Annotated in this window: 10 protein-coding genes and 1 tRNA gene; 5 read left to right on the forward strand and 6 right to left on the reverse strand. The window is 62.6% G+C overall.

Annotated features, from left to right (window positions below):
* Positions 1-64: 64 nt before the first annotated feature.
* Positions 65-631: a 16S rRNA (guanine(966)-N(2))-methyltransferase RsmD gene (gene rsmD, locus ACDK93_RS14970; protein ID WP_458069654.1), complete on the reverse strand. Its 567-nt coding sequence runs from the start codon at positions 629-631 to the stop codon at positions 65-67.
* An 86-nt stretch (positions 632-717) separates the two neighbouring features.
* Between rsmD and ftsY the strand changes: the two genes are divergently transcribed.
* From ftsY to ACDK93_RS14995, 5 genes are all read left to right on the forward strand, one after another.
* Entirely contained in the window at positions 718-1872 is a 1155-nt protein-coding gene (ftsY, locus tag ACDK93_RS14975) for a signal recognition particle-docking protein FtsY (protein WP_458069656.1), read from the forward strand.
* A 25-nt stretch (positions 1873-1897) separates the two neighbouring features.
* A complete protein-coding gene (locus tag ACDK93_RS14980) occupies positions 1898-2977 on the forward strand; it encodes an AsmA family protein (RefSeq protein ID WP_458069657.1) in 1080 nt (359 codons plus the stop codon).
* Positions 2974-4020, forward strand: coding sequence for an A/G-specific adenine glycosylase (gene mutY, locus ACDK93_RS14985; protein WP_458069658.1), 1047 nt, complete (start codon positions 2974-2976; stop codon positions 4018-4020). The genes ACDK93_RS14980 and mutY overlap by 4 nt, the downstream gene beginning before the upstream one ends.
* Positions 4021-4085: 65 nt before the next feature.
* Positions 4086-4364: an oxidative damage protection protein gene (locus tag ACDK93_RS14990; RefSeq protein WP_458069659.1), complete on the forward strand. Its 279-nt coding sequence runs from the start codon at positions 4086-4088 to the stop codon at positions 4362-4364.
* Positions 4365-4435: 71 nt separating this feature from the next.
* Positions 4436-4511 (forward strand) — tRNA-Phe (locus tag ACDK93_RS14995).
* A gap of 183 nt (positions 4512-4694) precedes the next feature.
* Here the strand turns inward: ACDK93_RS14995 and ACDK93_RS15000 are convergent.
* The 5 genes from ACDK93_RS15000 to ACDK93_RS15020 form a co-directional block, all read right to left on the reverse strand.
* Positions 4695-5633, reverse strand: coding sequence for an OmpA family protein (locus ACDK93_RS15000; RefSeq protein WP_458069660.1), 939 nt, complete (start codon positions 5631-5633; stop codon positions 4695-4697).
* A complete protein-coding gene (locus ACDK93_RS15005) occupies positions 5611-6378 on the reverse strand; it encodes a YadA family autotransporter adhesin (RefSeq protein ID WP_458069661.1) in 768 nt (255 codons plus the stop codon). The genes ACDK93_RS15000 and ACDK93_RS15005 overlap by 23 nt, the downstream gene beginning before the upstream one ends.
* Before the next feature lie 311 nt (positions 6379-6689).
* A complete protein-coding gene (bamE, locus tag ACDK93_RS15010) occupies positions 6690-7529 on the reverse strand; it encodes an outer membrane protein assembly factor BamE domain-containing protein (RefSeq protein WP_458069663.1) in 840 nt (279 codons plus the stop codon).
* 52 nt (positions 7530-7581) lie between these two features.
* Positions 7582-13209, reverse strand: coding sequence for a YadA-like family protein (locus ACDK93_RS15015; RefSeq protein ID WP_458069665.1), 5628 nt, complete (start codon positions 13207-13209; stop codon positions 7582-7584).
* Positions 13210-13501: 292 nt separating this feature from the next.
* A complete protein-coding gene (locus ACDK93_RS15020; protein WP_458069666.1) occupies positions 13502-14515 on the reverse strand; it encodes a helix-turn-helix domain-containing protein in 1014 nt (337 codons plus the stop codon).
* Positions 14516-14611 lie beyond the last annotated feature (96 nt).

Genomic DNA, 14611 nt, shown 5'->3' on the forward strand with positions numbered 1-14611 from the left:
ACGCGGCGTTGGCTCATTCGCGCGGCCATGTGCGGACGCGTGCAGAAACTGACGTCCACCCGGCTCAGCGCCGATAAAGGGCAAAGCGCACCTCGCCCGCGCGAGCTTCCTTGTGCAGTTGCCAGGTTGGCGGCAGCGAAGGAAGCAACGCTCGCGGGCTTTCCAGATAAACGGTAGCGCCCTTCGTCAGCCAGCCGCCCTGCTCCAGTTGTTGCGCCAGCGTGCTCCACAAATCCAGCGCGAACGGCGGGTCGAGAAACACCAGATCCACCGGCTGTGGTGATCCGCCGAGAAACGACTGCGCATCGACAACGGCCACGCTGGCGGCCGCAACCTTGAGCCTTGTAAGGTTTTGCCGCAGCGCCTGCGCGGCACGCGCGTCGCGTTCGACAAACTGCGCGCTCGCGGCGCCGCGCGACAGAGCCTCGATACCCAGAGCACCGGTGCCGGCGCACAGATCGAGGCAGCGCGCGCCCTGAATCGTGGGCGCCAGCCAGTTGAACAAAGTCTCGCGCACGCGCTCGGGCGTGGGCCGCAGGCCGGGCAGATCGGGCACCTCAAGCCGCGAATTGCGCAAATTGCCGCCGATGATGCGTATTCGTCCCGAGCTGGGGCCGCGCGGCGCGCTCATGCGCGCGCGCCCGGTACGGAATCCTCACCGGCCATTACAGATTGGAGTGATAGCATGCCGGCCATTGTCTTTGAATCGCCGCCGCAATGCTCAAGTTCTGGAAGAAGAAGCTCGCCGAGACCGCGTCGGAGCCGCCCGCTGCACCGACGCTGGCCGATATTTCCGCGTCTGACCGCGCCGACGCCGTAACACAGGAAGTGATCGCCGAGCTTGCGCCGCCGCCCGGCCTGCCGCTCGACAGCGGGCACATGACGACGGTGAACGACCAGACCAGCAGCGGCGACACAGCCGCCGAGCCGGCGGCACCGGCCAAGCGCAGCTGGCGCGACCGCCTGTCCGGCAATGCCTTCTCGCGCGGCCTCACCTCGCTGTTCGTCCGTCATCCCAAGCTCGATGACGATTTGCTCGACGAACTCGAAACCACGCTGATTACCGCCGACGTCGGTATCGAGGCCAGCACCGAACTGGTGGAAAACCTGCGCAAGCGCATGCACAAGCGCGAGTTTGCCGATGCGCCGGCGCTGTTGAAGGCCCTGCGCGAGTCGCTGATCGCCATGCTCCGGCCGATCGAGAAGCCGCTGGATATCTCAGGCCGCAAGCCTTTCGTCGTGCTCACCGTGGGCATCAACGGCGCCGGCAAGACCACCACGATCGGCAAGCTGGCGCGGCGCTGGAGCGATGAAAAACGCGCCGTGATCCTTGCGGCAGGTGACACGTTCCGCGCCGCCGCCGTCAACCAGCTGAAAACCTGGGGCGAACGCAATCAGGTGCCGGTGATCTCGCAGGGCCAGGACGCCGATTCGGCCAGCGTGATCTTCGATTCGCTGCAGGCCGCCCGCTCGCGCGGCGCCGACGTGCTGATCGCCGATACCGCCGGCCGCCTGCACACGCAGGGCGGCCTGATGGACGAACTGGGCAAGATCGCCCGCGTGCTGAAAAAAATCGACGCCGATGCGCCGCACGAGGTGCTGATGGTAATCGACGGCACCACCGGTCAGAACGCGGTGAATCAGGTGCGCCAGTTCCGTCAGATCGTCGGCGTCACCGGACTCGTCGTCACCAAGCTCGACGGCACGGCCAAGGGCGGCGTGATCTTTGCACTGGCGCGCGAGTTCGGTCTGCCGATCCGGTTTGTCGGGCTGGGTGAAACCGCAACCGATCTGCGCACATTCGATGCCGAAGCCTTTGTCGATGGCCTGTTGCCGGCCAGCCTCGGCCGCGATGAGCGCAGCCATGACTGACCGCCTGCCACGGCGCGGTTGATCGATGCGGCGCCGCTGGCGGCTGACCTTGCTGGTGCTGGGCGGCGTGGCGCTGACGGTGGCGCTTACGGCTGTCGTGGCCGTCTATCTGCTGCTGCGCCCCGAGCGCTTCACTGCGATGCTGCAGGCCCAGGCGCGCGCCGCCGGGCTGGAGCTGAATCTCGCCAGCCCGGCCAGCCCCACGCTGTTCCCGCGGCCGGCGCTGGATCTCAGCGGCATCACTATCAATGCGCAGGACGCGAGCGTGCCGATCCTGCTGGCGGCGCGCGGGCAGCTCGCCCTGCCGTGGCGCACCTTGCTGGGCGGTCCAACCGTTATCTCGCAGCTTCAGATCGACGCGCCCCGCGTCGATCTTGAAGCACTGCAGGCCTGGCTGGCTGAGCTGCCAGCCCAGCCGCAAGGTGCCCCAACCAATATCCCGCGGATCGATACCGGCATAAGCGTCATCCGCGGCAGCATCGTCCGCGGCGACGAGCTGCTGCTGGGCAACGTCTCGCTGGACGCCGGAAGCCTGATTTCGGGCCGGCCTTTTCCGCTCAACCTGTCGGCAACGACGGCTTCTGGGCTGCCGCTGCAGCTTCGCCTGCTGGCGACGCCACGCATCCAGGAAAACTCGCTGCAGCTCGACCATATCTCGCTGCATCTCGCGCAGGGCAGCTCGCTGGCTCTGGCGCTGAAAGGCACGGCGCGCTGGCATGGTGCCGCCGATGCGGCCGCCGAGCTGACTGGCACGCTTGATCGCCTCGATACCGGGCAATACGTCATCTCTGTAAAGCTCAATCCCGCCGATCAGACCAATCCCCTGCTGCTTGCCCTGAAACTGGATGGCCCGGGCAACCACGCGGATCTGCGCCTCCCGCCGCTGGCGCTTGCCGGCTGGTGGCGTCAGCTCGCCGGTGCGCAGGCGCTTCCGCTGACGGTTCCGCCTGCAAATGGACATCTGGAAATGTCCAGATTCGAGGCTGCCGGCATCAGCGTCGATGGACTCACGCTCGATACCGGAGACACCACGCCGGCGGCGGCCAGCACGGCAACGGCTGCCAAGACTGGTCCCACAAAACCGGCCGTCAAGAAAAACCCATGACCTCACCCTTCGCACAACGCCTGCTGCGCTGGTTCGACCAGCACGGCCGCAAGGATCTGCCGTGGCAGCATCCGCGCAACGCCTATCGCGTGTGGCTGTCGGAAGTGATGCTGCAGCAAACCCAGGTAAGCACGGTCATCGGCTACTTCGAGCGCTTCGTTGGCGCTTTGCCCACACTGCGCGACCTCGCTTGCGCCGATGAAGACACGGTGCTCGCCCTCTGGTCCGGTCTGGGCTACTACCGTCGCGCGCGCTTCCTGCATCGCGCGGCGCAACTTTGCGTCGAACGGCACAATGGCGAAATGCCGCGCGAATACGAGGCACTTGCGGCGCTGCCCGGCATCGGCCGATCCACCGCCGGGGCCATCCTCGCGCAAGCGTACGGCCTGCGTTTCCCGATACTCGACGGCAACGTCAAACGCGTGCTGACTCGCTACCACGGCATCCACGGCCAGCCCAGCCAAAGCGCTGTGGAGAAACAGCTGTGGCAGCACGCAGACAGTCACACGCCGGCAGAGCGCGTGGCCGACTACACGCAGGCGATCATGGATCTGGGCGCCACGGTCTGCGTACGTTCGAGGCCGGCGTGCGAGGCGTGTCCGCTGCACAGCGACTGCATCGCCTATCGCGACAACCTCACCACGCAGCTGCCCAGCCGAAAGGCCGGGAAGACCCTTCCCACACGCGCCACCGTCATGCTGATTCTCAGAGACGCGCAGCGACGCGTGCTGCTCGAACGGCGCGGCCCGGTTGGCGTATGGCCTGGGCTGTGGAGCCTGCCGGAGGCGGCCGATGCGGACAGCGCGTGGTCCGTAGCGCAGAAATTCGCGCGCATTGACGACGCGCAAGCCCTGGCCTCATTTGTCCACGTGTTCAGCCACTATCGCCTGACTATCGAACCCTTGCTGTTTGATGAAGCCGCAGCGCACCGCTGCGTGGCCGACGACTCGCAGCAGCGCTGGTGCAGTGCCAGCGAACTGACCACACTTGGCCTTCCTGCACCCGTCCGCGAGCTGCTGCTGAAGATCAATGAAGTAGTCTGAGCACTGGCCCGCTCAAGCCGACGCTGCGGCTGCTGCGCCTTTGGCCCCCACAACAAAGGAAAACGATGAGTCGTACCATCCACTGCAGCAAACTCGACATCGATGCCGAGGGCCTGGACTTCGCGCCGTGGCCCGGACCGCTCGGTCAGCGCATTTACGCGCAGATATCCAAACCCGCCTGGCAGCAGTGGCTCAGCCACCAGACCATGCTGATCAACGAGTACCGGCTCAATCCACTCGACCCGAAGACGCGCAAGTATCTCGGCGAGGAAATGGAAAAGTTTCTCTTCGGCGGCGAGGTCGCCAAACCCACCGGTTACGTCGATCCCGATAATGAGCCTTGACGAAAACCCGAGTATTCGGTTTAATGCGCGGCTCTACATGGAACGAACAACCCGCGCGGTTGTGCATCTTCGGCCGGGTAGCTCAGTTGGTAGAGCAGGGGATTGAAAATCCCCGTGTCGGCGGTTCGATTCCGTCCCCGGCCACCATGTAGAACAATGACTTAGGCCATCCTAGCGGGTGGCCTTTTCCGTTGCGTGAGGTCTGCGCACGAACTGCGTCCGGCGGCGCATCGGCAGAACCTGCAACATCACGTTTTGCGCAACGTCATTGCGCTGAAAACACGCCGCGCCATGTGTTTCGGCAGCGACGCTTTGACATCTTTTGGTGGATTATTTCTGACGCGTGCTGCCGGAGAGTTCTACGCGCCGATTCGGCGAGAGACAGGCGATCAACGCCGTGCGGTTTTTGTCTGAGCACTGCACTACCGGACTTGCCTCACCTCGTCCTTCGCTGTGGATGGCGTTTGCTGGAACGCCGCCCTGGATCAGGTAGCCCTGCACCGATTCCGCGCGCTGCTTGGACAGCCGCAGGTTGGCTTTGTGGCTGCCGATACGGTCGGTGTAACCAACCACCAGAATATCCTGCAGCTGGCTGGCGACCAGCACCTCTTGCATGAACTGACCGAGGCTCTCTCGACCTTCTTCCGTCAGATCGGCGCTGTTGAATGCAAACAACGCATCGGCCGATAAACGGATGGGCTCCGTGGGCAGCGTCGGCATCGGCGCGGGCACTGCAGAGGCCACCTGCGGGGCGGGAGCCTCAACCGGCTTCGGTTTGTCCACGATCAGCCGGCAGGACTCCGGTTTCCAGTGCGTTGCCTGGACTCGATGCTTGCCATCGAAGTCGATCTGATACTGACAGCGCGAGAAATCGGCCTCACCATCGTCACGTCGAAAGTTGAGGATGTAGTTCCACTGCTTTACGCCAAACACGCCTTCGTCGAAATGCGGCGCACCCAGCAGTTTGTACAGCTGATTCTTGGTCATGCCGGACGTGACCTGCCGCAGGTTCTCCGGACTGACGTAGGCACCTTCGGGCAGCGTGGACTTGGCCGGATCCGGGAACGCAACTTCGTCCGCCGACTGGCTTGCGGGTGGCGCATGCCGGCTCAACATACTGCACCCGGTGGTCAGCAACAGCCACGTGCAGGCGACTGGCAGAACCACCCAAGGGTGTGCTTTGAACCGTTGCATGATGTCCCCTGAATTCCAGTCGGTAAAAATTATGCTTCCGGCGATGAATATCTCACCATTGCACTCCTGCGCCAATCGTCAGGCCATCGTCGCCACGACTATCGGAGGAACCTGTTGCCTTGTAAACCCAGCGTCCGCTTTCAGAAATGGTCGAAACGCCCACGGCAACGCCGGACTGATTGCGGAACGTGCCGGCCGAAGCCGCGGCCATCGTCTTGCCCGGCAGGTAAGCCTGCGGCAGTCCTGCCATGGCCATGGCTCCGGCCACGCCAGCGTTCGCCTGATTGCCTATCCGCTGGACCTGGCTGCCGACCGCCACAGCACGCTGGTCAGCGTAACTTTTCGCCCAGTTTTCTGACTGTTGGACACCGGCATTCAATTGGCCCACGTTCGCCGCATCGGTACTGATGACGCCGGCGGCCACGTTGGTGATCTGCCGTTCGTCGCCGACGCTGCCGACAGAAACGGCATTGTCGCGACTGGCTGTCGAATTGGCCCCCAACGCCACGGAACCGTCGGCCATGGCCGACGCGCCATCGCCAACAGCGACAGCATTGGTCGCCGTCGCCGCGGACCCGACGCCGATGGCCACACTGTTGGCCCCGCCGGCGTTGGCCCGCGGCACATCAGGCAAGAGAACCGATGTTCGCGCGAGTGCCGGATTCGAGGACGACGATGCAGCAACGACGGGCTGCGTCACATCGCGTGTCGACGCGGATTGCTTCTGCGGGGCTCCGAAACAGAGCATCGGTAGCAGCGTGACCAAAACAAACGGCAGCACTTTACGGGGGGCGTGTTCCAGCACTCGAAGGAGTTTCATCAGGGTCCGATCGAAGAAAATTGCGCAGTTCTGTGCGCAATATCTCATTATCCGCTACTGACGCCAATCGCGTAGCGTCAATCAGCGCGAACGTGGACCTGCTGGATATTCGATAACGGGTCGGCATGCCTCAAAAGTGGAATCCGGGCGCGCAGAACGGGCGCCCGAAAGTAGAGTCACATTAAACAGCGCAACGCGAGATACGCCAGGCAACCCTTTGCCGGGCGAGACCCGCAAGCGCGCCATCCCCACACAAGCTTGCCCGTCGACTTTTACTGCCATCTGGCCGCTTGAGCCGCGCCACCCACCGATCACCGGCGCGCTATTCCCGATATTTCGACACGGCGATTGGGAGCGAGGCACTTGATCAGAGCCTCGCGGTTGATGTCGGTGCACTGGACTACAGCGTCCGCGTTTCCACGTCCCTCACTTCGCATGGCGGCTTCCGGTACGCCACCCGCTGCCAGGTAGCGCTGAACTGACTCGGCGCGACGCCTGGACAGTGCCAAATTGTATTGATCGTTGCCGATGCGATCGCTGTAGCCAACGATGGATACATTCTCGACCTGGCTCGCCTGCTGGATCATCCGCAGAAACTGCGCCAGATCCTGCCGGCCGACCTCGGTCAAATCCGAGCGATTGAAAGCAAACAGAGCATCACCCGACAAGCGGATCGGCTCTTGCGGCAAAGGCCGTGGCTCAGGCACGTTGGCCGCGACGGCTTGAGCCGGCATGTCGAGCTCGGATTTGCAGTCTTCAGGCTTCCAGTAGACCGCCTGCGCTCGATGGTCCTTGTCGAAAACCACCTGATACTGGCAGCGGGAAAAATCATCAGCCGCTCCACCGACTTTGCGGAAATCGAAAATATAGTTCCACTTTTTTACCCCGACCACGCCCTCATTGAAATGAGGTGTTCCGAGCAAGTCATAGAGCTGGTCCTTGGTCATGCCGGGCTGAACTTTCCTGAGGTTCTCCAGATTCACGAACGCGCCTTCCGGCCTCGTCGATTTGGCCGGATCCGGAAAAACCACGTCGGCAGCATTGCGGTCGGCACCCGGATGCGTTGAGGCCGTGCTGCATCCGGCGATCGTCAGCATCCCCGTAAAAACGAACGACAGAGCGGTGCATCTACCCCGTTGAAACAGTGACATGGCGCACCTCCAATCCGAATCGAAAAGAGTTAGCTCGCTGCTGTGCCGCGCCCTACCACTGCATGCCGGCGCCGATCGCTACGCCGCCGTCTCCGCGGGTGTCAACGGAACCCGTCAACTTGTAGACCCAGCGTCCGCCCTCGGAGATTGTTGAAACACCGACAGCGAGGCTGGATTCGCTGCGGAAGGTACCTGCAGCAACCGCTGCCATGCTCTTGCCCGGCTCATACGCCTGCGGCAATCCCGCCATCGCCATCGCTGAAGCTACACCTGCGTTGGCGCGATTGCCTATCTGCTGAATCTGGCTGCTGAGCGCCCCGAACTTCTGATCGGTGTAGCTGCTCGCCCAGTTCTCGGCCTGCTGAACGCCCGAGTTCACCTGACCCACGTTTGCGGCGTCCGTATCGGACGTGCCCGCAGCCACATTGGTGATCTGACGTTCACTACCGGGGCTGCCAACCGACACGGTGTTGTCGCGATTGGCAACCGATCCGGCGCCAAGCGCGACGGAATTGTCGGCGGCCGCCGATGCTCCATTGCCCACTGCCACACTGTTTGTGCCACCCGCGCTGGCAACCGGGCCAATCGCCACGCTATTCGACCCGCCCGCCACCGCACCGCCAAGTGTGGAATTCACCTGCACATATTTGCTGTTGCCACCGCCACCCTGATTCAGACTGGTGATGTCGTTGTACAGGCTGTAATTGCTGTACATGTTGCTGCCGTCTTGCGTCCAGTGCCACAGCTGCGAGCCATTAACGGCATCCGTACTGGATGCGGTCTCCGCTCCCGCAGCAACATTGGTGACCGTGACTGGCGCCCCGCTGCCGTTGCCTGTGAGGGTGATCGTATTGGTAGGATTCCCGGACGCGTCCGCGTCATAGAGCACGGCTAAGTTACTCGCACCTCCGCCTCCACCCGAAGTCACTGCTTCGAGCTGAGCCAGGTTTACCGCGTCATTCGGAGCGGAGCCTGCTGCCACGCCGGTAATCTGGCGATTGCCTATATTCAATTCGCCCGCCGATGTTTGCGGAGCTGTCAGACCGTACGCAACGTAATTGATCTGCGCGCCGACAATGGTCGCCGACCCGGCACCCAGGGCAATGCTGTTGGCAAAGCTGGCGGTTGCCCCGCTTCCCACGGCAATGCTGTTGGCTCCGGTCGCCAGTGTGTTGTCGCTGACAGCCAGCGAATAATCGCCCTGCGCCGTTGCTCCGTTCCCCATGGCGAAGCTGTCCGTACCCGCGGCGTTGGCATTCGGGCCAGCCGCGGCCGCGTTCAATCCTGTCGCTACCGATCCAGGCAAGGTCGATTGCACTGCGTAATATTTGCTGCCGGCATTATTGGTGAGGTCGTTATAGAGGCTGTAATTGCTGTACTGATTCGCCGTGTCCTGCGTCCAGTGCCACAGTTGCGAGCCGTTGACGGCGTCTGTACTCGTAGAACTCAATACGCCCTGGTGAAGGTTGGTCAGGGTGGTGCCGTTGGTGAGGCCGCCGTCGGTGCTGACAATTCCCGCCAACGTCACGCTGGTTCTTGCCGCGTTGTCGTACTGCACCGAGTTGGCGGCATCGGCCGAAACGCCTGCCAATTGGGCAACGTTCACTGCATCGGAGTTGGCTTTGCCCGGCGCCAGTCCCGTGATCTGACGATTGCCTATATTGAGCTCGCCCGCGGAATTTTGCGGTGCGGTCAGCCCGTAGGCGGTGTAGCCCGTGAGTGCACCGACGGTGGTCGCTGACCCCGCACCCAGGGCGATGCTGTTGGCAAAGCTGGCGTTGGCTCCGGTGCCGATGGCGATGGCATTGTCGTTACCCGCGCCGGTCACCGAGCCACTACCTACGGCAATCGACCCATCGCCCGTGGCCACGGCGCCTGGACCTGCCGCAATCGCATCGGTCCCAGCCGCATCACTGCCGGTGCCGGTACTGTTGGCCTGGAAGAATTTGCTGGTCGTATTGTAAATATTGCTGACGGTATTGTTTGTCGCGTAGAGCTGGGCGCCGTTCACCGCATCGGTGCTGGTGGCGCTCAGCGCGCCCTGCTGCACGTTGGTGATTCTGGTGCCGCCGGTCACTCCTCCGTCTGTGCTGACGGGACCGGCGAGAGTGATACTCGTCTTCGTGGGGTCGTCGTACTGCACCGAGTTGGCGGCGGTGGTCGCCACGCCCTGAAGCTGTTCAACGTTCACGGCGTCGGTGCCTAGCTCGCCTGGCGCGACTCCCGTGATTTTGCGATTTCCGATATTGAGCTCACCGGACGACGTCTGCGGTGCCGCCAGTCCAAACGCGTTGTAGTTGGCCTGGGCTCCAACCGTAGTCACTGATCCACTGCCCAGCGCAATGCTGTTGGCAAAGCTGGCGTTGGCGCCTGTGCCAATGGCGATGGCGTTGTCGTTGCCCGAACCGGTGACTGCGCCGCTACCCAGAGCAATCGACGCATTGCCCGAGGCGACGGCACCAGGACCTGCCGCAATGGCATCGGTACCCGCTGCATCGCTCCCAGCACCGGTGCTGTTGGCCTGGAAAAATTTGCTGGTGGTGTTGTAGATGTTGCTGACGGTATTGTTGGTCGCGTAGAGCTGGGCGCCATTCACCGCATCGGTGCTGGTCGCGCTTAGCGCCCCCTGCTGCACATTGGTAATCCTGGTACCGCCTGTCACGCCGCCATCGGTGCTGACCGGCCCGCCGAGCGTGATGCTGCCTTTGCTGGCGCCATCGTATTGCACCGAATCCGCGGCAACACCCTGCAGCTGTTCCACATTGACGGCATCCGTGGCGGCGCTGCCGGGAGCAACACCGGTGATTTGCCGATTGCCTACATTGATTTCGCCACTGGAAGTCTGCGGCGCGGTCAGCGCGTACGCGGTGTAGCCGGTTTGCGCGCCGACCGTAGTGACCGAGCCACTACCCAACGCGATACTGTTGGCAAAGCTGGCATTGGCGCCGGTGCCGATGGCGATGGCGTTGTCGTTGCCCGTCGCCGCGCCGCTACCCAAAGCAACGGACGTGTTGCCTGTCGCTATGGCGCCTGGGCCGGCGGCGATGGAATCCACGCCAAGCGCGCTGCTGCCGATACCGGTGCTGTTGGCCTGGAAAAATTTGCTGGTGGTGTTGTAGATGTTGCTGACGGTGTTGTTAGTCGCGTAGAGCTGGGCGCCGTTTACTGCATCGGTGCTGGTCGCGCTCAGAGCGCCCTGGTGCAGATTGGTTACCGTGGTTCCGTTGGTGAGGCCGCCGTCCGTACTCGGCGTACCCGCCAGCGTGATGCTGGTTTTGCCGGCATTGTCATACTGCACGGAATTGCTTGCATCGGCAGCCACGCCCTCGAGCTGTGCAACGTTGACGGCGTCCGTGGCGGAACTGCCTGCCGCCACATTGGTGATCTGGCGCTCCTGACCCGGCGATCCGATGGACACCTCGCCGGCCGATTGCTGCAGAGCCGTCAAGCCGAAGGCGGTGTAGTTGCTCACAGCCCCACGATTGGCCGCGGATTGATAACCCAGTGCGACGCTGTTCGCTGCGTTTGCCGTTGCCTCAGCGCCGAGGATGACCTGTGCGTTTGCCGTACCCGACGCACTATCGCCGATCACCACGGAGTGGCCTAGGCGTGCCTCGTAATCCGCTGTCGGCACGCCCGTTGGATTGGTCGGATCGTTAACGCCGCTGCCCGGAAAGGCCGTATCGGCGTTGACCGGTGGAAGCGTGTGACTGGCGTTGGTGCCGATCACCACTTCCTTCGAACCGTTGGCGGTGGCGCCGTCACCAACGAGCACCTGGTAGTCCTGCGCCGCATTGATACCGTAACAGGCGACGGTGACCACAAGAGCATTGAGACAGGTCGACGCGAAGGCTGGCGCCTGGCTGGGCAACAGCAGGCCTAGCACTCCACTCTGGGTACCGTTGTTGATGTTGTAGATGTAGCTACTGGAGCTTACCCCGCCGAGCAGGGTGAGATGCGAGTTCACGCCTGTACCACCGACCAAGGCGCCGGAGGTTGAGGTCAGCAGCGTGCCGACCGGATCCAGGGTGAGCGTTGGGATGCCCAGCACATTGACGACGGAATAGCCCTGGCTGAAGTTGGCATTGCTGACCTGCAGGGAGCCGTTGGTGACGTAGCCGTTGCCGCCGGCAAAAAGGCTGTTGGTCGAAGGTCCCAGCAACTGCGTTGCTGTGCCCACCACCCCGCCGTTGCCGACGATCAGTCCCGTAGGTGAGCTGCTGGGCGTTGGGAAAATCGGCACAGCTGCAGTAATCGATCCCGATAACGCGGCGTTCGTGTCCAGCGTGGGGAGCAGCGCGGTCGTCGTCGGCGCTGCGATTGCATTCAGCGGAGTGAAGGAAAGCGGAGACACGCCGGCGCCCGTGGTGGAGGCAACGCTCTGTGCAGCGTCAGCGTCATCGGTCACATCGCTGGATTTCGCATCGAGCGAAGCTGTAGCCGCCGCATACGTGGGATGTTTTAGGCGACGGTCAGCGCTTTCGCTCGCGAAAGCGACGGCGCCGGACGAACCGCTCGCCGTAGCGGGATGGGTGCCAACGCCTGGACCCGCTTCGGTCTTTGCGACGGAGGTGGGTGCCAGTGCGGCCGCCGCCGAACTTCCCGTGAGAGAAGCCGACGTCGCCACTGTGCTTGCCTTATCTGCGGCATCCGCGGCGGCGGTCGCCGTGACCGGTGCCTTCTGTGGAAGCGTGGCGGCATCGGTTAGTGGTGCCGATGAAAGCGCGGGTATGGATGCTACGGGACTTGATTTGTCCACCGCGTCTGCTGCGATCGCCGTAACCAGCGGCGCCTTGGGGATTGGCGTCGATGCCGTTGATGCCGTTGATGCCGCCGGCATCGAGGGCACGGATGGGGATATTAGGGGCATTGCAACGGCAGCTGCGGCAGGCTCTGGGTTTGACACCGGCTTGGACTCGACCAGAGCGACGCTGTCCTGCGCACTCACCGTGCTTTCCAACGGCTGTGATGGATTTGCCATCGCCGGCGCACTGTCGACGGGCGCTGAGCCCGAGCTGATCTTTGCGGTGCTCGACTGCTGCGCAAGTTGACCGCCAGTGGACTGATCGAGCTTTCGGTCAGCCGTATCGGCAATCACGATGGAAGCCCGATCGGTTTGGTTTGGATCGGCCGACGTGCTTGTAACCGCCGTCTGGCGCACACTCTGTGGAGTGACGTCGGGCGCGTTGTAAGCCGTCGTTTTGGCGAACGCCGCAGGCGGCGCCATCGTGGACGAAGCAGTCAGCTTTTCCGTCGAGGCGGAAGGCCCTTGTGCGGTTGCTAATTCACGTCGCGCCGGTTTGGGGCGTGCGCTTGCCGTTGGCGCAAGTGACGACGCTTCAACTTTATTTGCCGCATTGCTGGCGACATCAGACGTGTTCATGACCGCCGTCTGGACCGGCGCCGCGCTGGCACGACTCGTGTCGTATTTAGCGATCAGCGACTGCAGGTCATCCAGCTTCGCATCACGGGTGGACTGAGCCGCCGCGCCCGATGCAAAGAGCAGGCCGCCTGCGGCCATGAGGGCAACCAGTAACAGCTTGCGCGTGGCACCAAGCGCGCGTCGATCGACCTTGCCTGCGCCACTGGAGCCGCCGCCGTGGTGAGAGGATGCCAGTTCCGACGCTACGACCAAAACCCGGCGCGAACGGCACCACACCAGACGATAGATACGATTCATAGCTGCCCCCAATACGTGATTCATGCTAGATGGCGCATAGCATCTACGCAACCGAAACAGCATTTGCGCGCTGCTGATTCTTCGACATCTGTTGCGTTGACTCTGCTTGTATCGAAGCGCGAAGCCGAACCCGCTTATATGCCGATTCGGCAAGACACGTGGAAAAGTGCGTTATTTGTTGAAGGTCAATCGAGCCGGTCAAGATTTGCCCTGGCCGCCAAGCGACACGACCAGGCGTTGCCCGCAAAACCTGGCAGATGAGCATCGCTCTTTCGAATATCGCGAGTACGCTTCAGCTGTAAGCCAATTCGCGCGCGGCGGGTGGCGTGCTTATCTCAGCTGGCGGCGCACGCATCAAGGTGTCGCGCGGCAGTTCGCCAAACGTATGGCGATAGTGGTCGGCAAAACGCGAGAGGTCCCAAAGTCCGCAGCTGAGTGCGACCGACTTCACCGAACGCCGGCTGGCATCGGCGACGGCCAAGGCTTTAAATGCCGTGCACAAGCGCAGCATGGAGAGATAACGGTTGGGCGAAAGCCCGAGCAGGTCGTCGAACGCATAGCGGAGCGCACGTTCGCTGACACCAGCCGCCTTGCATAGCTCGTCGAGATAAATCACCCGACGCATGTTGTCGCGCATGTACTGTTCGGCGCGCTGCACGATCTGATAGTGGGCACGTCGTCCCCGCGAGCAGTGCGGCCGATCATCGGCCTGTGCACTGAGGCCGGCAAGCAGGTGATTCTCCAACAGGGTCTCAAGCTCGCTTTCGATCAGAGAAACAGGAGCGTAGTCGCGCGACTGATGGAAGAGATGGTTCTGCACCTTTTCGAAATTGGCCAACAGCGTAGTACCCAGCTGTGAACCGGCAAGGTTGAACATGGCCAGAAGGCGGGCAGGAATTTCCAGATCAGGATGTACGAGTTGGGCAAATTTCTTCCGGAGTCGTTGGAGAGGTACCAGCATCAGGATGGCCCTGCTGTCGGCACCGAACACAAACTCGCTGACACCGCCCGGAAATACGGTAAATGCAGTACCCGAATGTATCGGCGTACCGTTGCATCCGCTGGCGTTGTTCGCGTCGTGCAGGCAGCCGAGCAGACACCATTCGGTTGGCATGGTGAAACGGCCGCGGAAAGAGAAATCCGTTTCGATTTGGCAGAACACCGAGTCGCCCACTATTTCAGAATCGATGGCGGCTCGTTTGAGATGGGCACCGAGCACCACGGTCTCCATGTCACAGACCTTGAGTACGCCGGCCAGCGATATGAGATCTTGTGGAAGTAACGCGCCTGCGCTATCTGCAATCATGATGCCCTGCTCCCTTTGGCGACCAAGCTCTCGACAAATCGAATCGACAGCGATTTGAACCCGGCTCCTGGTTCGACCCGTCTGCCTCCGTGGCGA

The organism is Rhodanobacter sp. BL-MT-08, assembly GCF_054161255.1.